Here is a 26,532-nt window from a genome sequence, read left to right as displayed (position 1 = left end):
GGTCCCACTGAGCATCTTCTAGTTCGTATCGTTTAGGTGTTGTCATCGGAATGCCTCGATTCGTTTTTCCTCAGATTATACCTGAATTTTTAGTTTTCAGACAGTCCCTAGTCGATCTAATTTCTGAATTGACGTGACGATAATTCCACCATGTTGTCGTAACTTATGTGCCAGAACATTTACGTTAGCTGTATCAAAAATGATACCATCTTTATTTTCATCGTTAGTATCCGGATCATAAGCTGAGTAATTGTCAGCCGTTTGCTGCGTCAATGCAATCCGATCAACCAAGAAGACTACCTTATCAACATTAGGTAAACGTGATGCCAGCCAAGCAGTCTTGAAACTACTGATCGTCTTCCCAGATCCTGTCGTATGCCAAATGTACCCTAGTTTCTGACTATCTAATTCAAAACTTGACTGCCTAATTTTTTCAATCACTCGACGCGTCGCATAGACCTGATATGGCCGCATAACTTTTAGCATTTGTCTATGTTTCGTTCCATCTAGGATCATATAGCTTGTCGCCATTTGGTGGGCCATCGGTATCGACAGCATTCGATTCAAGAAGTCACGCCATGCCATTACTGGTTGATTGTTATCTTCGCGTTGCCAGTGAAAAGCGAAATCTAGATTAAATTTATCTTCGGTGGTATTTGCCATATAACGCGTATCATCCGGTGTCATTCCAACCAAAATTTGGACCGTCGAATAGATGTCTGAAAACTGGCCTTCATGTATGTATTGATGCATCTGGTTTAAAGCCTCTTTAACATTTCGGGCAGCCGTTTTCTCCTCAATTTGGATAATCGGCAATCCATTAATTAACAACGTTGTGTCAAAGCGGCGATTTCGGCAATTAGCTAACTTTGCCGGACGTTCGATCTGATTAACCACTTGATAGACCGTTCCTCCCGCACCAACGTATGCTTGATCGAAAACTGTCAAAAAGACGTGTTCTCCAGCATCAGTATCAACCTCTACTTGGGACACGCCATTTAACCCATATAAAAATTTACCCGCTTGATAAGGTGTTCTTAAATCATTAATTTGCTTTTTAACTTGAGCAAACTCACTCTCACTCAGCGGCTGATCAAGTTTTTCCTGATTATTCTGTTCCAAAATATGTTTAAAGTTCTGCCAAAGTGCCGCAGTTGTCTTGATTGATGGCACATACTGCCACTGTTTAGAACCACCAATATTGGTCAAATAATCGATTAATCGGTCTTCAAATTCCAGTTCTGCTTGCATCTTCACTCACCCTAATATGATTACGTCTATTAAAAACTTACCTAGTCATTATCATACCACGGCGAAACCCCTGTCGACTATTACTTTTTCGCCGTCTTCTCCCGTAATTTCAACTGTTCCGTCTCATTATAGAAGTTCCCCTCAATGTCGACCGTATTCACCAGATTGACGAAGGCGCTGGGGTCCACTTCCTTAACGGCATGCTCTAATGTATAAAGTTCATACCGCGAAATAACGGTCATTAAGACCGTGCTGGCTTGACGAGTATAAGCTCCAAATGATGGAATCACCGTGATTCCGCGAATAAGAGTTTGATTAAGTTCTGCTATGACTGCGTCTTGCTGTGAGGTCACGATAAAGGCTGTGAGCTTTTGATGCCGCGTATGAATGCTGTCCACCACGCGAGACATTGCATAAATGGAAATAATCGTGTATAACGCGCTCTCCCAGCCGAAGAGAAAGCCAGCCACGATCACGATGCCAAAGTTAATCATCAGCATGAGTGTCCCAATCGTTCGGCCCGTCGTTTTTTCCAAAACTACCGCAATAATGTCCATGCCACCCGTTGAGAAGCCATACTTCAGGGGATACGCCACCCCGACGCCAGTTAAGATACCCCCAAATAAGGCGGCCAGCAGTGCATTATTAGAAATATTGTTGACCGGGACAATGATGGCTAAAACTGATGTCAAAATGGCTACCATGATCGAATAGACGGTAAAGCCACGGCCCACCTTGAACCAGCCCAGCAATCCAATTGGAATGTTAAACAGGAGGATAAACCACCCGGTGCTTAAATGAATGCCCCCAGCTGCTAGCAAAGTCGCAATAATCTGAGAGATCCCATTGATTCCCGCACTAAAAATCTTACCAGGCACTAAGAATTCATTCAGCGCAATGGCCGTGATAATAGCCGATCCGATTAAAATTAAGAGGTGTTTGCCCACCTCACGACGATTAGTTTTTAACATTTTTCTCATTTTCACTCCTCTCAACCGCCAGTTGTTTTCACCATTTAACCACATCTGCTACGACTTAGCTAGTCCCTAAACAACCTGTCTGGCAACCTTTCCACTGGTCGTCGCCTGAAAACAGTCAGTTTTTATCAATCATAAATTTGTATAAATATTTATTGAAGCCAGAAAATTATGCAAAAATAATTAAAAAGTTACCGAAAACACCCCCGTTAATCCTTAAAAATGATAGAATAGTATCGAGTTTTATTTAATATGCAGAAAGGAGTGCTCCCATGAATTATTCCGCTTGTACCAGTATTTTAATTGGTCCTCAGGCGACAACGGACGGTTCAGTTATTATTGGGCGTAATGAAGATGCCAAGGCTGCTTGGCCCAAGCATTTCGTCGTCCATCCCGCTAAGACCGCCACGACACCACCCACATTTACCAGCACGGACAACGGCTTTACGATGCCCCTGCCACTCGCAGCGGCTAAGTACACCGCCACTCCGGAGTGGACAGATGCGTATGGCCTGTTTGAAGAAGATGGGATCAATGAATTCGGCGTTGCTATGAGCGCTACCGAAAGCACCTACTCCAATGAACGTGTCTTGGGCGCCGATCCGTTAGTCAAAGACGGCATTGGTGAAGAAGCGATGGTTACCGTCGTTCTTCCTTATATTAAGTCTGCCCGCGAAGGCGTCGCTCGACTAGGCCAAATCGTTGAACACTATGGTACCAGCGAATCCAACGGTATTTTATTTGCCGATCAACAGGAAGCCTGGTATCTGGAAACGGGGGCTGGTCACTACTGGGTAGCCCAACGTATCCCAGCTAACGGGTATGCGGTTGTTGCCAACCAAATGGCAATCCAAGATATCGACTTCAACGATCACGATAACTTCATGTACGCGCGCCATCTCCAGGAGTTTGTGACCACTAATCACTTAAATCCGGCACGCGACCGGTTCAGTTGGCGCGACATCTTCGGGACTCAAGACCAGTCTGACCTGTACTACAACACCCCACGGGTCTGGTACGGCCAGCGTCAGTTTAATCCAGAAATTGCCCAGGAACCCCAATCGTTCGACCTCCCCTTCATCCAATTCGCCGATCACTTACTCAGTGTCGACGATGCACAGGGCTACCTCAGTAGTCACTTTGAAGAAACGCCGTATGATCCGGTAGGTGCCGGTACCACTGATCAGCGTCACCGCTTCCGTCCAGTCAGCCTGGCTAAAACGCAAGAGTCACACGTGCTTCAGCTTCGACCGAAAATGGACTCAGCCCTCGCTGGCATCCAATGGTTAGCCATGGGCGTCGGGGCGCAGAGTGTTTACGTGCCCTTCTACGCCGGTATCGACAAGACGCCGGACGCCTATCATTTGGGAGAAAAGACCTACGATGCACAATCTGCTTACTGGGTCTACAAGCTGGTGAGCGTGCTGCTCGACGCACACTACCATGAAGCTTGGCCAACCGTCAGTGCCGTGCAAAAGGAACTACGCATTGCCTTCAAGCAATCTGTCCAACAGACTGACGCCGTGGGTCAAACTTTATCCGGCCCGGAACTCAATCATTACTTAACGCAACAAGCCTTTACGAACGCCGCATTGGGAATTCGGCGTTATCGTGAATTAGCGGCCACCCTGATTACTCAGGCGACCGACTTGGGTCCATTGAACTACCAACAGGACCTCAACTTATAACATACGGTTCGGACTAGTGTTCACTAGTCCTCATCATAAATGGGAGATATTAATCTAATGGAAAAGCAAAAAAAGATTGGACTCTTCAGTCTAATCTTAATGATTTTTTCGGCCATCTACGGCTTCGCAAACGGAACCGTCGCGTATGACCAAATGGGCTATGCCAGCATTATCTGGTATGTTTTAGCCGCCCTGTTCTTCTTTCTGCCTAGCGCCTTAATGCTGGCCGAATATGGGTCAACTTTTAAGGAAGCCAAGGGTGGGATCTACTCCTGGTTAGCCGAATCCATCGGTGAAAAGTTAGCCTTCATTGGGACCTTTATCTGGCTGTCCTCTTGGATCATCTGGATGCTATCAACTTCTACTAAGGTGTGGATTCCACTATCTACCTTAATCTCTGGTAGTGACCAGACGCAGACTTGGGGGATTCTCGGCCTAAGTTCGACGCAAACCATCGGGATTCTCGGGATCATTTGGATCCTCACCGTCACTTTCTTTGCGACACGTGGTGTGAGTTCAATTGCGAAGATTTCTTCATTGGGAGGAATCTTCGTGATGGGCTTAACCATCCTGTTCTTCATTGCCAGCATCCTGATCTGGATCTTGAATAAGGGCCAGCTGGCTGAACCAGTCAACGGGTTGCACAGCTTCATTGCTTCGCCTAACCCGCAATTCCAGTCACCAATGGCGCTCTTGTCCTTCGTGATTTATGCCGTCTTCGCATACGCCGGCATGGAATCCATGGGTGGAATCACGGATAGCATGGATAAACCGGAAAAGACTTTCCCTAAGGGGCTGATCATTTCCACGATTACCATTACCATTGCCTACTCCGTCTCGATCTTCCTCTGGGGGGTCAGTGCTAACTGGCATGACGTCTTAGGCAGCGGTTCCGTTAACTTGGGGAACATTACCTACGTGTTGATGAACAACTTGGGACTGGTCATGGGACACGCCATGAACCTCTCACACGGGACTTCCCTGATGATTGGGGATGTGTTAGCCCGGTTAACTGGGTTAAGCATGTTCATGGCCTACTTAGGGTCCTTCTTCGTCCTGGTCTATTCACCATTGAAATCATTTATTTTAGGATCATCACCAAAATTATGGCCTAAGAAGATGACCCGCCTCAACAAGGCCGGCGTCCCCGCCTACTCCATGTGGATTCAAGCCACGGTGGTTGCCGTCTTCATCTTCTTCGTCTCCTTTGGTGGCTCCGCAGCTAAGGAATTTTATCAAATTCTGACCAACATGGCTAACGTCTCCACGTCGGCACCCTACCTCTTCTTGATTGGGGCCTTCCCATTCTTTAAGAAGCGGACCGACTTGGAACGGCCATTCGTGGTTTACAAGAACAAGACCTTTACCAATATTATTGTGGCAATCGTGCTCTTGGTTCTGATTGGCGGGATCGTCTTCACGTGTCTTCAACCAATCATGGATGCCGATTACAAGACCGCCTTCTGGACGATCATCGGCCCAATCTTCTTCGGGACAGTTGCTTGGATCTTCTACCGGAACGCTGAAAAACGTTCACGGAAGGAAAATGAACTGGCTGACGATAAGGATTAATTACGTTTATAACTGATACTAAAGACGCTCTGTAAAATCGATTGGATTTTACAGAGCGTCTTTAAGTTTTTGAATCATCAAACTACAAGAAGGTCAGACTCACGGTTCTTTTTCACTTTCGCCGCAACGTCCGATCCGGTGCATGCCCAATAAACAGCGGCACCCGCTCCTCGACCACATCACTGAATTCCAGGCCGTACCACCGTTGCGGAGACAAACTGATTCGTTGTAGCAACAAACGCCCACCGATCAACAGGCGATCCAATGCTGGTAAATCATCCTGAGCCCCTAAATCCTGCAGTTGTTGATTGAGCATCACGAACTTAAAGTTGCCCACCTGCCGACCAGGCACACTAGAATACCGCGGCGTTTGATCGGGTAAAACGCCCGCCGCCAACAGATCATTCACAATTTGTCGCAGGTAGACGTTCAACCGCTGTGGCTTTTTAAAGCCCAAGTAAATCTGGACATCCATCACATTACGAGTCCCTAAAGTTTCCACGGTATAGCTACATTCATACGGTGTATCGGCCTCATTAACCGTCACAAACCAGTAAACCGCGGCACGCTTCGGCTGTTGATCTAAGATCGAATAAACCACCGCGCGTTTAATCGCGTAGTCCGGTGTAACATGCCCAACGTACACCAAATTTGTCGCAAACGGTGGAACTTCACGATCCCGACTCAGCGCCTGCAGCTGCGGTAAAAAGTCCAGCAGCGACACATGCTCCGCATCCACCACGTGGGCACTCCGCCGCTGATTACCGTAGTACCAGAACACCATGATCGTCAAAATCAGTAGCGTGATGCCCAAGGTCACATAGCCACCATGTGCAAACTTAGCGAGACTTGCGATCAGAAACAACCCCTCCAACAGACCAAAACCACCGACAAATGTAGTCGCTAATAGCCGATGATTGCGCTGCCGCAAAAATGCCTGGAGGAGCAGCGTCGTCATTAACATGGTGATGGTAATCGCAAGACCATAGGCCGCCTCCATGTGACTAGAAGTCCGGAAGAACCAGACAACGCCTAGCGTTACCCCACAGAGTAACCAATTGACTGTCGAAATGTACAGTTGACTCTTCTCACTACCGGGAAACTTAATCCGTAAGCGCGGCAATAATTTCAGTCCGATTGCTTCATGAACCAACGTGTATGACCCCGTAATCAACGCTTGTGAGGCAATGATCGCTGCCACCGTCGCAATCCCGATGGCAAACATCCGCCAGTTGCCGGGCACCATCGCGTAAAATGGATTATCCGGGTGCCGAACGCCTAATTGCGTCGCGTGGTGAATGACCCACGCCCCTTGGCCTAAATAACTCAACATCAGCATGGCGTAAACAAACGGCCAAGTCCCGTAAATATTCCATTTACCAACCTGCCCCATATCAGAGTAAAGGGCTTCGGCTCCGGTCGTGGCTAAGAAAACACTCCCCAAAATGAAGATTCCCTGATGATTATCTGGACTTATTAAAAAACGCAACGCATAGACAGGCGACAATGCATGTAGCATGCCGGGGTCCGTTAAGAGACTGCGTAAGCCAACTAACCCGATGAAGCTAAACCAGATCAGCATGAGTGGCCCAAACGACCAGCCAATCAGCTGGGTACCCAAGCGTTGTACCAAGAAGAGACCCACCAAGATTCCCGTGACCACCAGCAAAACCCACCCCTGAGTCCCACTAAAGTGTACGGGCCCCAGCGTCTGACTCTTAAGTCCCTCAATTGCCGAGGTCACCGTTACGGCTGGCGTAAGTGTCCCATCTGCCAGTAAAGCTGCACCACCGACTAAAGCGGGAAAAATCAGCCATTTCGCGGCGTTTCTCACCAACGCATACAGGGCAAAGATGCCCCCTTCATGGCGATTATCAGCGCGCATCGCGAGTAAGATATATTTCACCGTGGTAATCAACATTAACGTCCAGAAAATAAGCGAAATACTCCCTAACATGACCGTGGACACCGCCGCCGTTTCGTGGCGACCGGCTTGGTCAATAATGGCATTCATCACGTAAAGAGGTGAGGTCCCAATATCGCCGTACACGATGCCCAGCGTAATTAGCATCCCCACCCCAGTGAGCTTCTGTGTTGTTAGCCGCATGTGCGTGCCCCCTACAACCACCGATGGGTAACTAATCGGTGACGCAATTCACCTAAAACAAGAATCATTGCCGTACCTGCCAACCAAGCATACCCCATCCCCAATGAGTTGGTTTGGCCGTGAAAATGACCAGCTGCATAGCTAATGTGAAAGAAGGAAAGTCCCAACACATTTAAATTGTAATGGCCGAGTCCTGAGGCATGAACGTAGGCGTAGGTGCCAGAAATAATCAAAGACAAAAGCCCCGCCGAGACCACCATCCCGCCAATCACCTCGATACACAGCCGTAATAGCGTCTTATGCATGTGAAATTCCCCCTCGGTATTTGGTCTCATCATAATGGTTGCCACTGAAAATACCAACTGGGATGGTCGGTTTGAAAAGGTCATTGTCCAAATCAATCGGTGGGTAAATGACTTCTATTGGCTAGCATCAATTTTGCCAGGTACAAAAAAGTCGCCCGCCATTCCTACGAATGGGCGAGCGACTTTCAAATCTAAGAAACTCCGGCTTGCTAAACAATCTCTCTGAATCTCTTTATTAGCATCTCTTAAACTCTAATAAGTAACTATACAGGATCAGACAGGAATTGTCAATCATTATTTGCATTCATCAAAGATAGCTTCATCAATGACTTGCAGACTAGCAAATCCTAATTTTTACTTTTCCAACCCCATCACTGAAACTTCTCCTATTACGAACAGAAATTTCTCCATAAAAAAATACCAACCACCGAAGTGATTGGTATCTTGAGATGTAACTAGTTGCGACGGCGTTCTGGGATCCGCGCTGCCTTACCGTTAAGTTCACGGAGGTAGTAGAGCTTAGCACGACGTACACGACCTTGACGAATAACGTCAATCTTAGCAACACGTGGGGAGTGTAATGGGAAGATCCGTTCCACACCGACACCGTTACTCATCTTACGTACCGTGTAAGTTGCTTGGATGCCAGCACCCTTACGCTTGATAACGACACCTTCGAACAACTGGATACGTTCGCGGGTACCTTCGACGATCCGGGCGTGAACCCGAACAGTGTCTCCAGCACGGAAGTCTGGAACATCGTCCCGTAATTGTTCTTGGTTGATCTTAGCAATTAAATTGTTTTGGCGCATAATAAATTCTATCCTTTCGCCAACATTCATTCTCAGTTTCGACAGCGGAATGTTGTTTTTGGTGGCTAAACAGCCAAAAGTAAGTGTATCATATCTCGAAATACCTGTAAAGGTTATTTTCTTGACTCGTCCTCAGCCGCCGCGCGTTCTTCCTCTTCGATCCGCACGTCTGCCAGTAAATGCTTCTGTTCCTGGGTCAGCTGACTGTGGTCGATCATATCTGGTCGCCGGGTATAGGTCCGCCGCAGCGCCTCTTTTTGACGCCACTCGTCAATCTTGCCGTGGTTACCACTGATTAAGACATCCGGCACCTTCATCCCGCGAAAATCAGCCGGACGCGTGTATTGCGGGTATTCCAGCAAGCCCGAAGAGAACGAATCGCCGGGCGCCGACTCCTCGTTGCCCAGGACTCCAGGTAAGAGTCGAACGGTGGCGTCAATCATCACCATCGAGGCCAGTTCGCCCCCCGTCAGCACGAAATCTCCCAAGGAGACCTCATCCGTCACGAGCGTGCGAATTCGTTCGTCATAGCCCTCGTAATGCCCACACAGGAAGGTCAGGTGCTCCTCATGGGCAAATTCTTCGGCGACGTGTTGATTAAACGTCACACCGGCTGGATCCATCAAGATCACGCGACCCTTAGGTAACCCCTCAGCCGCCGCTTGTTCCTGGGTCGCTTTCACGGCATCAAAGATCGGTTGCGGTTGTAGGAGCATTCCCGCTCCGCCACCAAAGGGATAGTCGTCCACGTTGCCATGTTTATTGGTCGAATAGTCCCGAAAATTCGTCACCGGCATCGTCAAATGGCCATTTTCAATCGCCTTACCGACGATAGAGTCGTGCATCGGGCCAGAAAACATATCGGGAAATAAACTTAATACATCGATGCGCATTACTCGAGTCCCTCCATTAATTCTACCGTGACCTGGTGGCGATCCAAGTCGACGTCCTTAATCACTTGGTCAATCTTTGGCAGTAACAGATCGTCTTTACCCGGACGGTCAACCACCCATACATCATTGGCTCCTGGCGATAAGATTTCCTTGATCGTACCCAATTCATCGCCATCCTCGGTCACAACGTTTAACCCAACAATTTGGTGATAGTAGTATTCGCCTGGTTGGAGCTGATCGTTTTGTAACTGATCATCCGTCACCTTTAACGTACTTTGCTTATAGATTTCGACATCATTGATGGATGGCTTGCCTTCAAAACTCAACAGGTAAAAATTCTTGTGTAGTCGTTCCGACGCCACCGTTAACTTAACGGGCTGCGTTTGCCCCTTCTGGAAGGCGTAGAGGGTTGCCCCCACGGCGAAACGACTCTCTGGAAAATCGGTAATTGCGACGACGCGGACTTCACCCTTGATGCCGTGCGTATTCACGATGGTGCCAACTGTGTAATATGCCATCTGACTGGCCTCCCTACCTATTTTTAAATTTATCTTCTTACTATTTTTTTATTTATGGTACAAAAAAACTCGAGGAAACGTTGCCGCCTCACTCGAGAGTCTTTGCCGGGCGGTCATCAATGATGAGTCGGACCCGTTTATTGCCTTGAACGCGAACGCTATAGACGATCGTACGAATCGCCTGCGCCACGCGGCCTTGTTTGCCGATCACCCGACCGATATCGTCCGGATGAACGGTTAACCGATATTCATAGAATCGCTCCGTCTCCTCTGGTGTAATCACCAAAGCTTCCGGATGCTCCACGAGTGGGCTAACAATTGCTAGAATTAATGCCTTAAAATCGGTCATGGCTAATCACTACTTCTTAGTGTATTTAGCTTCGTGGTATTGCTTCATGATACCAGCGTTGGAGAGTAAAGTCTTAACCGTATCTGAAGGTTGAGCACCGTTGTTCAACCAGTTCATGATAGATTCTTCCTTCAACGTGATCGAAGCTGGTTGGGTAACTGGATTGTACGTTCCAACTTGTTCGATGAAACGGCCATCACGAGGACTCCGTGAGTCGGCAACCACAATTCGGTAGAATGGACGCTTCTTAGAGCCCATCCGCTTTAAACGAATCTTAACTGACATGTAGACACCTCCTGTATTTCTTTCAACGAGTAATAATATACCAGTTTCTGGATATGATGTAAAGGGTTTTTTCTTTACACCTCGAAATTAATCGAAAGGACGCTGTAACCAGGCCCGATCATCCGCCGTCAAATACTGCTGATTGGCCGCAATCCATCGCTGCACGGCACCGTAATCGGTAAAGTCTAATTTTACCGTACTAACCCCAACCGCCTGCAAATCCTTAGCAAACTGCAGATCCGCCACGGTAATCGGCGCTTGAAAGAGTGGATTGGCCAGTGCGCGACTTCCCCACTCATTAGTTAAGATCGCCTGCGCATTTCGATAAGCGGCCGTTTGTTGAATCAATGCTCTTAATTCCATCGCCGTTAAGCGCTGTGTCATGTTGTCTGCCTCCTTATCGCCTGCCACTGAGGATCATCCGCCAGACTGACGACCGTTCCAGGTGCTTGTGCCACCGAGAACGCCGCCAGTGGACTCGTCAGGAGCCAAATAACCGGCACTGGCAAGGTAGGCTGCAGGTCTTTTTCACCATAACCATCAGTCAGAATTAAGACCAATTGGCCACTGATTCCCGGTAACAAGCGCGGTAACGCATCGAACACGGCCTGAAACCGTGTTCCGCCACCACCCGTACGTGTGAGGTGCTGAGGACGCCGCTCAAGGCTAAACCGCTTTTGCGGGTCCACGACCACATCAAAGGGGTAAACGGTCACCTGAGCCGGATAAACGGCCAATAACGCCGCCAATTGTCCCAGGAGGTAGCTAATCTCGCGATCGCCCATCGAACCAGACTCATCAATGAACACGGAAATTTGTTGCCACGTCGCCACCACCTGACCCGGCAGTTCCATTCGTGCCGGTTGGCGCCGGTTGAAACGGCCGAATGCCGGTTGGCGACCAGCTGGCACCTGTCCCAGGCCTCGTTTAAGCAGCTGGCGCCAATCCAAGGGGTGTTCAGCCACCGTGGGGGTGAGTGCTGCCTGAATGGCCCCCGGCAACGTCCCCCGTTGTTTAGCGGTTAGACTGGTTGCCGCTTGTTGAAAGAGCTGCTGGCGCCACTGCTCCCGACTGGCTGCGGACAACGTCTCAGCCGTGCGCCAAGTCAAGTGGCCGTCCCAGTCAGCCGGTTCATCTCCAGGCACCACGCTGGTCGACGTACCCGCGCCGAGCGTATTAGGCCCACCAGTAGTTTGCGTCTTGGTCGACTGCTGATGTTGGGCCTGCCAAGCTCGTAGCTGGCGAAAGTAGACCGCCGAATCTTGGCGGCGTTCGACCGGCTGCCCCATCAATTGTCCCAGTTTGCGACTCGTCAGCGCTCGATCAGGCAAATCCGTAAGGTAATCATTAACGGCCGCGTCCGTGGCCCAACGAACCAGACCAGCCTGCGCAGGCGTCTTTAGTGCCGTGGCGTAACGCTGTGGATGCCGCCACAATAAATGAAGCACCGTATGCCGTAGCATTGCCGTCCACTGTGCGCCTGTCCAGGCTTGCTGGCCGATAACCGCAGGATTGAGCTGCAAACGCCAATCTTTCGTCGTGGGTCGCAATGCCAGTGGTGAGCGACCGTTGCCCATTTCCACCGTCAGCCGACTCAACACCCGGCCATAGAAGGGGTCCGTCTGGAGCAAATAGATCACCGCATCCTGATAGGCCTGACGAGCCAGCAGTGGCTGTTCAGTGGCCGCCCCGGCTGCTAGTCGGCTTAAATCCTGAGTTAAACTCGGCATCTGCTACACCTCGATCTGACTACCACGTTGACCAATTGCCGTCAGTTGCTGGTACAACCGGTCCACGCCCGGCGTTGTCGCGGCCACCGCCGCCAACTGTTCAAACAGGTCCGGCACGTCGGCCATCGCCTGTGCAATGGCAAACTGACCATCGGCAGGACACGCCGCCAGCAGCTCGCTGAAGCGCTGTGCGTGGCTTCCTGTGGTCAACGGCCAATCCGCCTGATCGGCCAAGCACAACTGCAGAATTTGCTGTTGCTGTGCGGGGGCCAACGTCGCAAAGACGGCTGGTGCCGTATCATCGCGGTAGACTTGTTTGACGGTTAGTCCCGGGCGTTGCTCTTGCACGTACCCGGCAAAAGCCGTCCCCACCGTCATGCCCAAATTTCCTTGCATAATCGCCGTGACGACTGCCGTTTGACTGAAGAGTTGCTGCTGTTCCAGCTCATGCAAGGCTTGCGAAACGCGCTCCCAAGCCCGTGGGGTCGGTTGTAAATCATCGTCGACCGTTGCTTCGCCATCGGCAACCACGTGTAAATCTGCCGGATTCTCCGCCAAATAAGTGGTCACTAACGGCGCAATCCGCGGTGCACCGTCGACCACCTGTGTAGCCCACTTGAGCCACGAGGTCGTGTCGGCGGCTAGCACTAGTCGCGTGGTTCGATCGGCAATGGCCGCATCCCCCGGTGTCACCCCGTAATGGCTGTGTTCAAAACCGGCCATCGTGGCGTCCGGATTTTCCGCCAGAATCAAGTGAACCTGCTCCGGCAGAATTAACGTATTAATCTGCCGTTGTAAGACCAGGTTCATCAGCTCACTCTGCACAGCCTGCGTTCCGCGATTGAATTCATCCAAGAACCAGATGATCTCTTGGTGCGGGTGGGCCTCCGCGTAACGAATCATCGCGACCAGCGTGTGGGAATAGCCAAATTGCACATCGGCTAACGAGCCGTACTGTGCCGTCTGGACAAACGAGTCACTGGTCAGCGGGGGAACGGGAATGACTAAGTCACCCTTTTCCACCAAACTCACCACCGTCGTAAATAGCTTGGCTTGTCGTTGTTGGGCCAAATCCGCCACTAGAGCCGATTTCCCAATACCCGCCTCGCCTACAATCGTTGGCACATTTCCACTGGCTAACACCACATTAGCCGCCTGCAAACACGCTTGATACGTCAGTGCCACACTCTTCACCCCATCTTTATTGGCGACTTGCCAATTTAATCATTAGGCTTATTTTAACACGCGCCGCTGGAAGAACTTAACAATTTCCACAAGCACAATCATCATAAATGAGGCACCCAGGACAATTCCCCATTGGAACATATTCAATGTCGCCACGTGGAACATGCTGTTAAGGCCAGGCACAAGAATGGTCATGGCTAACAGGGCAAAGGCAATCAGAATCGCCCAGTTGAAGAATTTATTCTTAAACAAGCCGACCGTGAAGATCGAACCGTGAATGGACTTGGAGTTAAAGGCGTGGAAGAGTTGAATCAAACCTAACGTGGCAAAGGCCATGGTCAACGCATCCGCATGCGCTAAGCTAGCCGCTTGGTGCACGGGATAAGTGATCGCCAGCCAGTAAACGAAGAGCGTGATGCCCCCCTCGAGGAGTCCTTGGTACAAGATACCGCCAAAGACGCCACCCGAGAAGAAGTTCGATTGCCGACCACGCGGCTTTTGTTTCATAATGTCCCGTTCCATCGGTTCAACACCCAACGCAATCGCGGGTAGCGTATCCGTCACCAGGTTGATCCACAGGATATGCACTGGGGCTAAGATCTGCCAGCCGAGCATCGTCATCATAAACAACGTCAGAACCTCACCCAAGTTGGCTGACAACAGGTACTGGATGGCCTTTTGAATGTTCGCAAAGACCTTCCGACCTTCCTCAACGGCCACGACAATCGTAGAAAAATTATCATCGGCCAAGACCATGTCACTGGCCCCCTTAGATACCTCGGTACCCGTGATTCCCATACCAATGCCAATGTCGGCGGCCTTGAGAGCGGGGGCGTCATTAACGCCGTCCCCCGTCATGGCGACCACCTTGCCGTGCTGTTGCCAGGCATTAACGATCCGGACCTTATGCTCTGGGGCTACCCGCGCATAGACGGCGAAATCCTTAACCCGTTTAGCAAACGTCGCATCGTCCATTTCATCCAACTCTGCGCCCGTCACCACAGCTGCTGTCTCTCCCGCTTCAATGATGCCTAACCGCGTCGCAATAGCGGCGGCCGTATCCCGGTGATCCCCGGTGATCATCAGTGGCCGAATTCCGGCTGATTTAGCATCGGAGACGGCCTGTTCAACCTCTGGCCGCTCAGGATCAATCATCCCGACCATCCCGGCAAAGGTCAGTTGGTTTTCTACCTGGTCACTGGTCAACTCATTAGGCACTTCGTCGACAATTCGGTAGGCAAAAGCTAATACTCGAAGCGCTTGCGTAGCCATCTCATGGTTAGTCGTCAGGATGGTCTCCCGCGTGGTAGCCGACAGAGTGGTTACTTGCCCCTTAACCGCCACTTGGGTCACTCGTTTGAGCAATTCATCCGGCGCCCCCTTAACCGCAATCAGAAAACGCTGATCCGGCAATGGGTGGACCGTTGACATTAATTTTCGTTCTGAATCGAACGGAATCTCAGCCACCCGTGGCAAATCAGCCAAAGTCTGAACGACCGGGTAGTTGCGGTCCAACTGATACTGAACCAACGCGGTTTCCGTCGGATCACCCGTCAACCCTTCCGAGGTCATCTGCGTATCGTTGCTCAAAATCATGGTCTGGGCTAAGCGACTATCCCGCTGAAAATCTAGGCTGTGGGCGTCTACCAGCTGCAAATCCTGGTAAACCTTTTCAACCGTCATCTTGTTTTGCGTCAACGTCCCCGTCTTATCGGAGGCAATGATGTCTGTACTCCCCAGGGTTTCCACCGCCGGAAGCTTACGCACGATGGCGTGTCGCTTCGCCATGCGCTGGGTTCCTAAGGCCAACGTAATCGTCACGATCGCGGGTAGACCTTCCGGAATGGCCGCAACGGCTAAGGAAATGGCCGTTAACAGCATGTCGATGAGGCTTTCCGCCTGGCGCCACATTCCCATGGCAAAGACGATAGCGGCAATCACCAAGATCAGAATTGTTAGGGACTTCCCTAGCTGCGTCAGGTTGGCCTGCAGGGGCGTGGTGGTCTCATCGGCCTGTTCAATCATCCCCGCAATTCGACCGACTTCCGTCTGCATCCCTGTGGCCACGACAACCCCGGTGGCCCGGCCATACGTCACGTTACTATTCATGAAGGCCATGTTCGTCCGGTCACCGATTGCCAAGTCATTAGCGGCTAACGTGGCCGCGTTCTTCTCAACGGGAACCGATTCCCCCGTGAGCGCGGATTCCTCAACCTTTAACGATCCCACCTCGACTAACCGCAGATCGGCGGGAATGATGTCCCCTGCTTCGAGTAGGACAATATCACCCACGACTAGCTCATCACTCTTTACCGTGGTGATGACGTTACCCCGACGTACCGTGGCGTTGGGGGCCGACATCTCTTTTAACGCATTGATCGCTTCTTCCGCCTTGGCTTCCTGAAAGACACCGAAGATCGCATTTAAAACGACCACGATCAAGATAATGACGGCATCAACCACTTCACCCGTCAGCCCGGCGATCAGCGCGGCCACCAACAATACGATGATCATGAAGTCCTTGAATTGGGCAATAAACTTTTGCAAGAGCGACGTGGTCTTCTGCTGGTTCAACGCATTTTTGCCATTTTGCTCCAGTCGCTGCTGCACCACCTCCGCAGTAAGGCCCTGCTCGCTGGTCTGGAGGTCCTGATAAATAGTGGACACTGGCTGTTGATAAATCGGAACTTTGGTCATTTACTTTTCCTCCTAATGGTGTGCGAGGGCCTCATCTTAGTTAAGCCACAACAATGGTTAACGCCCATTATGAGTGGTTAAAAAAATGAGGCCTACGCATGCACACAAAACTGTGAACACACATAAGTCTCACCATTTAAGACAATACCGGATTGGCTTCTTGCTGACGATATTGTCACAGGATACCCTGCTAGTTACTCCCTTATGAATTGCTTTAAGGGTAGTATACCGGATATTCTCACAAGCGTCTAGCAAAACGCGAGAAAGATTTCGACTCTTGCCTAAGCCTGACCTGCTTGGAAACCAATGATATCGTTCTCCGGAACATGCTTAATTAACCAGCCCTGACCCATACGCTGGCAGCGTAGGTCATAGGAATGGCACTTGCCGAGCATTTCCAATGACCCGCCAAAATCTGCGACCACAATACGCCCCTTTAGCACTTCATCCTGAAATTTAAAGACTACCCGATCGTTGAGCTGATATTTCATCGGTCCTAATTTAGGGTTCATCTGTACTCACTCCTCACGAAAAACGCATTGTATTTGACAAGTTGTACTATCTTAAAGAAGCTTAGCAGACTACTCACTGTAATGGATACCGCCTAATCGTTTTGACAATCGTGGTCAATCGCATCGTGCTATCACCGCTCCCCAACGGCTCTAGAAGGAATTTGGCGCCCCGACCTACCTGCACCTCGATCATCGATATAATCTTTATGCTGCGCCCGTCTTTGCGCAGAGTAAGTTCTTCTCTCACTGGCTCCCGTACTAAAGATTTTTCATCTTCTGCAATAGTTATCTCGTACTGTGAACCAGACAATGTCTCTACCAGATAAGTCCCCTCTTGATTTGGATCGATATGATCAAGTAAATTCAAAGTTACCACCTCTGGATGTGAATACATTTTTAATGTGGCTAAATGAACATCTTATTTACCAGTATTGCTCTTCAAAAGTCCTTGATAATAATCCTCAGCCGATAAGAGCGGAATGATCACGTCCGCTACAACTGCGTTATGGTCAATGTTTGGAGATAATAGTTCCCTATAGTTTGAGTTCTTGATACTAATACTTTCAGAAGTGAACATGTGATCAATCTCTGTATGCTGCTTCCGATTCGAATAACCTGTATCAGGTGTGATTAAATCAATCTTTAATTTTTTAAGTCCATCTTTTATCTTCTTATGTGACGCAGGTGCCTGTGCAAGGCCATCGTAGCTTTGTCTAATCTTTCCATTGTTGAAATCACCACCGCCTATGAACCTAATCCTATTAGAAAATCGTGTCCTAATATTAGTTAGAAAACCTCGAAGCTGCGGAATAGCATTATCGGCGATGTTCTGATAGTGTTCGTACAAATCGCTGGTATCAACAGTAGAGTGAAGACGACAAGCAATAAGACAAAGTTTCGTGTTATCAAAGTAACTAAACACGGCTGCTATAGCGTCCAATCCCGATTCCTTATCTGGGTAAATAATCTCAACCTTGGTCGACTTAAGTAAGAGTCGAGGCCCAATAGCAATCAAAGCCTCATTCGATCCTGACATTATTGGACGCGTATCATGAAGAACCCGGTAGCCAGCGCGTTCAAGCGCTTTCACGAAGTTTTCGAAGCCAACTTCTCTGCGAGACAATTCGTTCAATAATAAGACATCAGGGAGCCCATTATTCACCAACGCTGGCCAAACGTCATTCATGAGACTAGCATGCTCGTACGCAACTGTATTAATCTTGCCGTTAACGTTTAGGCAAAGAACCGAGTAGTTAATCGCCCCCAGACTGGCCACAAAATTATTAGTACTGGCTTCTAAGTCATACGCATTATAAGTTTCCTTATACTGTTCTTCCAAGTGATTGATTAATGCCTGTAGCTCCACTGTTGTGGTTTCATAATTTTTCCCAGATAATGTCACAATATTATAAAGTCCCAGTAACACTCTTCGAAGTCTACTTGCAGCCACACGGTGATATGCGGCATTTTCTGGACTAATTGAATCAGTAGAAAATTCGAATTCACCCTTAGAAAGCATCTCAAAATCTTCTGGGGACTCTGATTGACCGCTAAGAAATTTATTCACTAAATCCAACTGTTGCCTCCACGATCCGAATAGTTCAGCGCGGTCCATATCGGTAATTTGATATGTACGTGGACGCAATGTAAGTGCCTGCAGCAGATCTACAAGTGAATCCAACGTCCTCAACCGGCGAGCACCGGTTCTAATGAAACGGACGCGTCTATCTACACTTGGTGCTAATACTTTTCCATAAAGCTCCTCCTCAAATCATTAATGGCAATGCGTGGCAAAGTCAAATCTATGATTCATCAATGTGATTTTAGAATACTACGTGTCACGATAAAAGTCAACTTTTTTCCAATTATTTGATATGCTTGAACATCCTAAAATTATTAGAAATGAAATACGTTTAAATTTCGCAAAAAAGGAGCAGCCTCGCAGCTGCTCCCAGTTTCACTTATTCACAAGCGGCACGCAACAGAACACTTACTTCCGGCGCTTCTTCTTACCCTTCAACCGCTTACGCTTATTCTTCTTCATCTGCCGGGACATGCGGTTCATGGCCATCTTTTGCATCCGGCCCATGCCACCGCCCATACCGGTATTACCCATCAATTGTTCCATACCAGACATGTTCCCTTTGGAGACTTGGTTCATCATCTTCTTCATCTGGTTGAACTGCTTGATCATCCGATTGACTTCATGAATCGGCCGACCAGAACCAGCAGCAATCCGCCGGCGCCGGGATGGATTCAACAGATCCGGATTGGTCCGTTCTTGCGGCGTCATGGAATAGACGACAGCCTTCAAGTGTTCCATATCCTTAGGGTCCATCTGGGCGTTCTTCATGGCTGGATTGTTCGCCATGCCCGGAATCATCTTCATGATTTCGTCCATTGGCCCCATCTTTTGAATCTGGGCAATCTGGTCGAGAAAGTCATTAAAGTCAAACGAGTTTTCCTGAATCTTTTCCGTTAACTCTTGGGCTTGCTTCTCGTCGTATTCCTTCTGGGTCTTTTCAATTAAGGAGAGCATATCCCCCATTCCCAGAATCCGTGATGCCATCCGATCAGGGTGGAAGACATCCAGATCGGTCATCTTTTCCCCTTGACCAATGAACTTGATTGGCTTGCCAGTGACGGCCCGGATTGAAAGTGCGGCCCCACCACGAGTATCACCATCCAACTTGGTCAAGACCACCCCGGTAACGTCGAGCTTGTCGTTGAAGCCTTCGGCAGTCGCCACCGCGTTTTGCCCAGTCATGGCATCAACCGTTAAGAGGATTTCATCCGGATTAGCTAAGGCTTTAATCTTCGCCAATTCGTCCATTAACTGTTCATCGATTTGCAAACGACCGGCCGTATCAATGATGATGTAGTCATTGTGGTTCTCTTCGGCTTGGGCTAACCCTTGCCGCACAATCTCCACGGGATCAACATCGGTACCTAACTGAAAGACCGGTACGTCAATACCGTTAGCCACTTGAACCAACTGCTCAATGGCCGCTGGCCGATAAACGTCGGCCGCGATCATCAGTGGCCGTGCGTTCTGATCTTCTTTCAACTTCCGCGCTAACTTACCCGCGGTTGTCGTCTTCCCGGCCCCTTGAAGCCCGACCATCATGATGATCGTCGGGATCTTCTCAGACTTATTCAGGGGAACGGCTTCTTTCCCCATCGTTTTAGTCAATTCTTCGTCAACAATCTTTACAATTTGTTGGGCGGGGTTTAAGCCCTCCAACACGTCGGCACCCATGGCCCGTTCACGCACTTGTTTAACGAAGTCCTTAACCACTGTGAAGTTAACGTCGGCTTCCAGTAACGCCAACCGAATCTCGCGCATCGTTTCGCGCAAATCACTCTCGGAAACTTTCCCCTTTCCTCTGAGTTTGCGCATTGCGTTTTGTAGTCGTTCTGTTAATCCTTCAAACGCCATTCGTTTTGCCACCTAACTTTCATTGTTCTTCTAGATTTTCAAGTCCCGCAACCAACCGGTTAAGCGTCGCATCGTGGGGATAGTGATCCGCTACGTACGACTGAATCTCATCAGCTTGCTGGTTACGTGCCGTAAATTCTTGATAAAGATGAAGCTTACCCTCATAATCTTCTAAGATTTTTTCGGTTCGCCGCAAGTTGTCGTAGACCGCCTGACGACTGACGTTAAATTCCTCGGCAATTTCACCTAAGGAATAATCGTCGCCATAATATAATTGCATATAATTGTTCTGCTTTGCGGTCAACAACGGCTGGTAGAACGCAAATAAGGAATTAATCCGATAATTTTTTTCAATTTCCATGCTTGGTCCTCCCAGATAGTTACCCGTGACCGTTTGCCCACGTCATCGTCAGCAAACGCACTTACACACTCTACTAGAGTACCGATTTTTCGTGGTTTCGTCAATTTTTTTCGCTAAGTCAGCTATTTACTAGACTGAAGGTTGAAAGGACTGAAATCATTACCAGCGCTGAAGTGACCAGGATTTTAGTCTAAAAAGTAGTCTAAACCCGTCACCTGCGGCTGGCAGAGATTCCGCCTGCTGTGGGGACCGCCTGCGGCCTGAGAAGCGGTCCTCCGGCTCGGTTTGAAGCTCGGAATTTCACCGATCTTCAAACACGTCCCACGCTGTAAGCCGAAAATCGGCTAACACCGTCGACACAGCTGGCTCCACCTCTGCCCTCCTCCGGTTATGTTAGTCTTTGATAGCAAATTGGTTCAATCGCTTGGACCATCGCACTTAGCAAATATAAATGACATTATCTGTGCAGCCGAGAGTGAGCTAAATTTGAGCTCAGCCGTGGGATTTACCAAGTGGTTCTCTTGGTAAATGACGACTTTGACACGTGTTCTTCGAGTCAAAGCGAGGCTAGAGACCGTTCTATGGCTCTAGCCGCCCTCCCCACAGCGTTCCAGCTCAAATTTGGCGAACGGCAAGGCGGCAGGAATTATCTGTTTATCTATTTTTCAATCGTAATGCCGAGGCCTTTACAGAGCCTTTTTAAGTTTCAACCTTTGGTTACTAGACTAAAAAAGCCAGACTCGCCTAACCGCACCACACGATTACGCTCACCTAGCTCTAGTTTGACTTTATTTTTCCAACGCCTTGACGTCAATCAACCCTTTGAATAAGCCATAGACAAATTCGTTAGGATCGAACGGTCGCAAGTCAGAAATCTGTTCACCTAAACCAATAAACTTCACCGGAACGTGTAGCTCATTGCGAATGGCTAAGACAATCCCACCACGCGCCGTTCCATCTAGCTTAGTTAACACAATACCCGTGACGTCAGTGGACTCCTTGAACAGCTTAGCCTGCGTCAGCGCATTTTGCCCGGTGGTTGCATCTAGCACCAGCAGCACTTCATGCGGCGCCGTTGGGATCTCACGGGTAATAATCCGCTTCATCTTAGCCAACTCATTCATCAAGTTAACCTTGTTTTGCAAACGACCGGCCGTATCGACGAATAGAATATCATAATCTTCGCGCTTGGCCTTTTGCACAGCGTCAAAGACCACGGCGGCGGGATCAGATTGCGGCTTACCCGTCACAATATCCACGTCAGCGCGTTTGGCCCAGACATCTAACTGTTCGGTCGCCCCGGCTCTAAACGTGTCGGCTGCGGCCAATAAGACCTTTTTTCCAGCCTGATGATACCGGTTCGCCATCTTCCCGATCGTCGTCGTCTTGCCGACACCGTTAACCCCGACGAAGAGGATGACCGTGGGACCTTCCTTGGCCATGTTTAACGCCGTGCTCTCATTGTTACCGGCCTCATCGTAAATTTCAACCAGCTTTTCGACCACCACGTTTTGAACATCCGCGGACTTCTTGGCGTTTTGCAGTTTGACCTCGTCACGTAGCTCATCGCTAAGCTTTACCGCCATATCAAAACCAACGTCGGCACCAATCAAGGTTTCTTCCAAATCGTCAAAGAAACTCTCGTCAACGTGGCGGAAGTTAGCCAGCAACGCATTTAGCCGTTCACCAAAGGTATGCCGCGTTTTTTCCAGTCCCTTATCGTACAATTGCTCATCGCTGACCGGCTGTTCATCCGCAGCTGCTGGGTGTTCGTCGGTCGCTGCAGCACTTGTCGGCTCTGGCTCGGCCTGACTGTCTGCCACCGTTTCCGCAGCTGTTGAAGTCGCGGCTGAACTCGCTGGTGTCTCCGTATCATCCGTAGTCGCTGCTGAAGTTGCTGGCTCAGATACAGCTGAGTCGGCGACCTCTGGGGCAACGGATGCCGCGCTTGTCGGTTGTTTGGTCGCGGCACTGTGCGGCGTCTCTTCTGCGGCTGACGGAGCTGGAACTTCCACCGGAGCTTCAGCGGCTGAACTGTCAGGCGCAGTCTCGCTGGCTGGTGTCGTTTCCGCATCAGCTGAAGCAGACGTCGCGCTGGCTTCACTGACCGGTGCATCTGGTGCTGGCGTTTCCGCAGCGCTGCTTGCCGCCGCACTTGTGGAGGCGTCGCTCACTGGACTTTCCGAAGCAGCCGAACTCGCCGGCTCTACGGTAGCGCTACTAGGCGCTGGTGTTTGTGGCGCTTCACTCTCGGGTTCTTTTTTGGCCCGACGCCGAAAAATATCAAATAATCCCATTAGGATTGCTTCCTTTCCTGAGTGGTCTCTTGATCCAGATCAACGGCGACCATTTTAGAAACGCCGGACTCCTGCATTGTCACCCCATAAAGAATATCGGCTTGTACCATGGTTTCCTGCCGGTGCGTGATGACAATGAATTGTGTTTGATTCTGGAACTGGTGGATGTAGCGGGCAAATCGGGTCACATTGGCCGGATCGAGCGCCGCTTCCACTTCATCTAAAATACAGAATGGTACGGGTTGTACCTGTAAAATTGCAAATAATAGCGTAATGGCGGTTAACGCCCGTTCACCCCCGGAAAGTAAGCCCATATTCTGGAACTTCTTGCCCGGCGGCTGTGCCATAATATCAATACCTGTCGTCAGCAAGTCGTGGGGATCCGTCAACACTAATTCCGCTTTCCCGCCGCCAAACATCTGGCGGAACGTTGCGGAAAACTTCGCGGCAATCTGATCAAAACTCTGTTTGAAGCGCGTCTTGACCTGACCATCCAGTTCATCCATGGTCGTCGTCAGTTGATCGCGCGCCGTTAACAGATCATCCCGTTGCTTGGTCAAGAAATCATAACGTTCCCGGACCTCTTTGTACTCCGCGATAGCATTCACATTGACGGAACCAATCTCGTCTAGCCCCCGCTTCAGCAGTTTAAGTTGAACGGCCAGCTCATTATCCGGCAGATCACTCACTTCCTGCTCGGCACCAGCCAAACTGACGTGATATTTTTCCGCCAATTGGTTCTGCTGCTGATCAATCAAGGCGGCTAGCCGGGTCTGCTTGACCTGGGCCTGCTGCAAATCATCGTTGGCTAACTGTAACAAGCCACTCGTCCGTCGATTGGCAGTCTCAGCGGCTGCAAGTTGGTCATTGACCGTCGTCAGGTGCTCATCACTAGTCTTAAGTTCTTGATCTACCGTGGCTCGAGTCGCCTGGGCCTGTTCCAACTGTTGTTGCGCTGCCGCCGGGGTCAATGCTTCTTGCTGATCCAATTGTTTAAGATCCGCAGTTACCGTGGCCATCTGCTGTTGGGCAGACTTAATTTGTTCTTTTAAATCGGCGCAAACGGCGCACTGTTGCTGTTGCCGTTCCTTAGCCCCCGCTTGCCACGTTTGTCTTTCAGTTAACTGTGCCTGCTTGGTTGCTTGCTCCGCCGTGAGTGTTTCAATCTGCTTCTGAACCGCGCGTACCTGTTCTTCAGTACTCGTGATCTGCTTCTCACCTGTCAAAATCTGTTCAGCCAAGTGGGCATCCTGCTGGTCATCGCCAGCATTCTTAGCCTGATCAATATCTAACTGTGCAGCCTGAACTTGGCGACTAGCCTGATCCAGCGTCGTTTGTGCATTGGCCAAATCATCATCCAATTGCCGACACTGTGGCTGCAACTGATTAATCTTACTTTGGAGCGTCTGACTCCGCTGTTCACTGGCTAGCATCGTCTCACGGGCGGCCTTAATCTTCGTCTCTTGTTCCTGTAGCTGCTGTTTCATCTGCTCAATTGAAGCTTGCAGTGCCTGTAGATCTTGCTGTTGCCGTAACACACTCGTATGATTCTGCCGAGTCTGACCCCCAGTGATCGCCCCGCTAGCACTCACCACGTCGCCGGCTAGACTCACCACCCGATAGCGATGCTGAATCTGCTGACTAATCGCGACGGCGGCATCCAAGTCGGCGGCAAAGATCGTCGTTCCCAGCAAATGCTGTAGGACCGTTTGCACCCGGCTGTCTGCCTGGACTAACTCGCTCCCGATTCCTAAGAAGCCGGTGAGTGCTTGCAGGTGTTGACGCGTAGTCCGGTCAATCTGACGACCACGAATCGTCGTCAACGGTAAAAAGGTCGCGCGTCCAGCCCGCCGTTGCCGTAAATAACCGACGGCCGCCTTAGCCGTTGCCTCATTATCGACCACGAGCTGTTGTAACTGACCACCGAGCGCATACTCCACCGCTGTGGTGTAGCGCTTCGGCACATCCAACAGCTCGGAAACGGCCCCCAGAAGGCCCGGAAACTGCTGCCGGTCTTTCAAAACGGCACGCACACCTTGGTAGAAGCCACCATACTCAGCCGAAGCGGCCTGCTGACTGGCTGCCTTGGTCTGTGCGCGCTGATAAACTTCCAGCGCTGCCTGCCAATTGTGCTGTAACTGGCGATAGGCCTGTTGCTCTTGCTGATAGTGCCCCGCTTCTTGGTCCAACGCCTGTTCAGCCTCGTTCAAGGTTGCTTTATGCTTTGTCGCCGCCGCAGTTGCTACCGTGACCTTCGCCTGGGCATCCCGTTCCGCCGCCTGCAAATCCTTGATCTGCCGGGCGACGCGTTCGCCCTGTTGTAGCAGGCGCTCTTGATTCTGCTGAATATATTGACGCTGATTACGCCAATTGGCTACCGCTTGTTTCTGATCAAAATACGTCGTGCGTAATTTTTCTAGCTGCTCACGCAACGCCGTAACCGTCGCCGGATCAGTCGCTTTAACCAAGTCATGAATATCATGTTTTGCCGTCTGTAAAGCCGTGGCTAACGTCGCGAGACTTTCTTCGGTTGTAACCAGCTGCTTACGGTTAGTCTGCAGATCAGTCTGCAATTGTTTAAGCTGATCCTGAGCCGTTTGCCGCTGTTCATCCTGGTGCCGTTGCTGTTCACCAGACAAATTCACCTGGCCCTGACACTGTTCCACCTGACGCGTAGCCGTTACCAACTTAGCCTGTAAATCGTCCTTTTGGGCTAACAAATCCGTCTGTTGCTGCTTAAGTTGTTGCACGGTCGCCGTTTGCTGCCGTTCCGCAGCTTGATGATCGGTCACCTGCTGTTGCTTGGTTTGCACGAGCTCATCGGCCGATGTCTTCTGCGTGAGCTCCGTGTGTAACTGCCGCACCAACTGTGTCTTCTCCAACAGCGCAAATTTCTTCTGCTGATCCAAATAATCCTCAGCCAGACTGCTCTGTTCTTCCAGCGGCTCCAGTCGGCCTTCCAGCTCAGCCACGATGTCTTCTACTCGGTGCAGATAGGTCATCGTTTCTTCTAACTCACGCTGCGCTTTTTCTTTGTGCTTACGGTACTTGTAGACGCCCGCAACCTCTTCAACAATGTTACGCCGATCCTCCGGCTTGCTGTTGAAAATGGCCTCTACCCGCCCCTGTGAAATAATCGAGAAGGAATCTTGCCCCATCCCCGAATCCATCAAGAGCTCCGTAATGTCCCGCAACCGGCAACTCTGCCCGTTCAATTGATAGTCGCTATCCCCCGAACGATACAGGATCCGACTAATCGTCAATTCTGTATAGTCACTCTTTAGATAATGATCACTATTATCTAAGGTAATCGAAACGGCGGCCCGATTTAACGGGTGCCGATCCGCTGATCCCGCAAAGATCACGTCGGGCATCTTACTACCCCGTAAACTCTTCGCTGATTGTTCCCCCAAAACCCAACGAACCGCTTCAGAAATATTACTCTTACCACTTCCGTTTGGGCCGACGATGCCGGTCATTCCCGGCAAAAAGTCAATTCGGGTTTTATCCGCGAAGGACTTGAACCCGCTAATTTCTAATGTCTTTAACCGCAT

General features: G+C 50.0%; 20 protein-coding genes and 1 pseudogene. 2 read left to right on the top strand and 19 right to left on the bottom strand.

Features of this window, described 5'->3' with window-relative positions; translation table 11 throughout:
* Positions 1 to 108: 108 nt before the first annotated feature.
* Both HF569_RS02540 and HF569_RS02535 read right to left on the bottom strand, forming a co-directional pair.
* A pseudogene (locus HF569_RS02540) lies at positions 109 to 1,251 on the bottom strand (DEAD/DEAH box helicase family protein); the annotation flags it as partial.
* 80 nt (positions 1,252 to 1,331) lie between these two features.
* Entirely contained in the window at positions 1,332 to 2,222 is an 891-nt protein-coding gene (locus HF569_RS02535; protein ID WP_168901194.1) for a YitT family protein, read from the bottom strand.
* 278 nt (positions 2,223 to 2,500) lie between these two features.
* On the opposite strand from HF569_RS02535, the gene HF569_RS02530 reads away from it, so the two are divergent.
* Together HF569_RS02530 and yjeM are read left to right on the top strand one after the other, a co-directional pair.
* A complete protein-coding gene (locus HF569_RS02530; protein WP_168901193.1) occupies positions 2,501 to 3,916 on the top strand; it encodes a C69 family dipeptidase in 1,416 nt (471 codons plus the stop codon).
* 57 nt (positions 3,917 to 3,973) lie between these two features.
* Entirely contained in the window at positions 3,974 to 5,488 is a 1,515-nt protein-coding gene (gene yjeM, locus HF569_RS02525; RefSeq protein WP_168901192.1) for a glutamate/gamma-aminobutyrate family transporter YjeM, read from the top strand.
* Positions 5,489 to 5,600: 112 nt separating this feature from the next.
* Here yjeM and HF569_RS02520 read toward each other — a convergent pair whose 3' ends face one another.
* The 17 genes from HF569_RS02520 to smc all read right to left on the bottom strand — a co-directional run bounded on the left by HF569_RS02520 (position 5,601) and on the right by smc (position 26,532).
* Positions 5,601 to 7,595: a KUP/HAK/KT family potassium transporter gene (locus HF569_RS02520; RefSeq protein WP_168901191.1), complete on the bottom strand. Its 1,995-nt coding sequence runs from the start codon at positions 7,593 to 7,595 to the stop codon at positions 5,601 to 5,603.
* An 11-nt stretch (positions 7,596 to 7,606) separates the two neighbouring features.
* Positions 7,607 to 7,900: an LlsX family protein gene (locus HF569_RS02515; protein ID WP_168901190.1), complete on the bottom strand. Its 294-nt coding sequence runs from the start codon at positions 7,898 to 7,900 to the stop codon at positions 7,607 to 7,609.
* A 455-nt stretch (positions 7,901 to 8,355) separates the two neighbouring features.
* Positions 8,356 to 8,712 (bottom strand): 50S ribosomal protein L19, encoded by a 357-nt coding sequence (gene rplS / locus HF569_RS02510; protein ID WP_168849754.1) that lies wholly within the window; start codon positions 8,710 to 8,712, stop codon positions 8,356 to 8,358.
* A gap of 113 nt (positions 8,713 to 8,825) precedes the next feature.
* On the bottom strand, positions 8,826 to 9,605 hold the full coding sequence (gene trmD / locus HF569_RS02505; protein ID WP_168849753.1) for a tRNA (guanosine(37)-N1)-methyltransferase TrmD: 780 nt from the start codon (positions 9,603 to 9,605) through the stop codon (positions 8,826 to 8,828).
* A complete protein-coding gene (rimM, locus tag HF569_RS02500; protein WP_168901189.1) occupies positions 9,605 to 10,123 on the bottom strand; it encodes a ribosome maturation factor RimM in 519 nt (172 codons plus the stop codon). Before rimM ends, trmD begins: the two co-directional genes overlap by 1 nt.
* Positions 10,124 to 10,211: 88 nt before the next feature.
* Positions 10,212 to 10,472: a KH domain-containing protein gene (locus HF569_RS02495; RefSeq protein WP_168849751.1), complete on the bottom strand. Its 261-nt coding sequence runs from the start codon at positions 10,470 to 10,472 to the stop codon at positions 10,212 to 10,214.
* A gap of 9 nt (positions 10,473 to 10,481) precedes the next feature.
* Positions 10,482 to 10,757, bottom strand: coding sequence for a 30S ribosomal protein S16 (rpsP, locus tag HF569_RS02490; protein ID WP_020088982.1), 276 nt, complete (start codon positions 10,755 to 10,757; stop codon positions 10,482 to 10,484).
* Positions 10,758 to 10,844: 87 nt separating this feature from the next.
* Positions 10,845 to 11,141, bottom strand: a complete 297-nt coding sequence (locus tag HF569_RS02485) for a hypothetical protein (protein ID WP_168901188.1) — start codon at positions 11,139 to 11,141, stop codon at positions 10,845 to 10,847.
* Positions 11,138 to 12,487, bottom strand: coding sequence for a vWA domain-containing protein (locus tag HF569_RS02480; RefSeq protein ID WP_168901187.1), 1,350 nt, complete (start codon positions 12,485 to 12,487; stop codon positions 11,138 to 11,140). Before HF569_RS02480 ends, HF569_RS02485 begins: the two co-directional genes overlap by 4 nt.
* 3 nt (positions 12,488 to 12,490) lie before the next feature.
* Positions 12,491 to 13,672 carry an ATP-binding protein gene (locus HF569_RS02475; protein ID WP_168901186.1) on the bottom strand — a complete coding sequence of 394 codons (1,182 nt, stop codon included), beginning with the start codon at positions 13,670 to 13,672 and terminating at the stop codon, positions 12,491 to 12,493.
* A gap of 48 nt (positions 13,673 to 13,720) precedes the next feature.
* A complete protein-coding gene (locus tag HF569_RS02470) occupies positions 13,721 to 16,369 on the bottom strand; it encodes a cation-translocating P-type ATPase (RefSeq protein ID WP_168901185.1) in 2,649 nt (882 codons plus the stop codon).
* Between the two features lie 281 nt (positions 16,370 to 16,650).
* Positions 16,651 to 16,881 (bottom strand): hypothetical protein, encoded by a 231-nt coding sequence (locus HF569_RS02465; RefSeq protein WP_168901184.1) that lies wholly within the window; start codon positions 16,879 to 16,881, stop codon positions 16,651 to 16,653.
* Positions 16,882 to 17,299: 418 nt separating this feature from the next.
* A complete protein-coding gene (locus HF569_RS02460) occupies positions 17,300 to 18,457 on the bottom strand; it encodes an exonuclease/endonuclease/phosphatase family protein (protein ID WP_168901183.1) in 1,158 nt (385 codons plus the stop codon).
* 414 nt (positions 18,458 to 18,871) lie between these two features.
* Positions 18,872 to 20,320 (bottom strand): signal recognition particle protein, encoded by a 1,449-nt coding sequence (ffh, locus tag HF569_RS02455; RefSeq protein WP_168901182.1) that lies wholly within the window; start codon positions 20,318 to 20,320, stop codon positions 18,872 to 18,874.
* Positions 20,321 to 20,339: 19 nt separating this feature from the next.
* Positions 20,340 to 20,681 (bottom strand): putative DNA-binding protein, encoded by a 342-nt coding sequence (locus HF569_RS02450; protein ID WP_057735329.1) that lies wholly within the window; start codon positions 20,679 to 20,681, stop codon positions 20,340 to 20,342.
* A 788-nt stretch (positions 20,682 to 21,469) separates the two neighbouring features.
* Complete coding sequence (gene ftsY / locus HF569_RS02445; RefSeq protein ID WP_168901181.1) at positions 21,470 to 22,978, bottom strand: signal recognition particle-docking protein FtsY; 1,509 nt, start codon at positions 22,976 to 22,978, stop codon at positions 21,470 to 21,472.
* Positions 22,978 to 26,532, bottom strand: a complete 3,555-nt coding sequence (gene smc, locus HF569_RS02440) for a chromosome segregation protein SMC (protein ID WP_168901180.1) — start codon at positions 26,530 to 26,532, stop codon at positions 22,978 to 22,980. The genes ftsY and smc overlap by 1 nt, the downstream gene beginning before the upstream one ends.

Origin of the sequence: Levilactobacillus tujiorum (assembly GCF_012641185.1) — a bacterium.
Taxonomy (GTDB): domain Bacteria; phylum Bacillota; class Bacilli; order Lactobacillales; family Lactobacillaceae; genus Levilactobacillus; species Levilactobacillus tujiorum.
The sequence above is the reverse complement of the archived record's forward strand: the minus strand, read 5'-3'. Positions and strand labels throughout refer to the sequence as shown.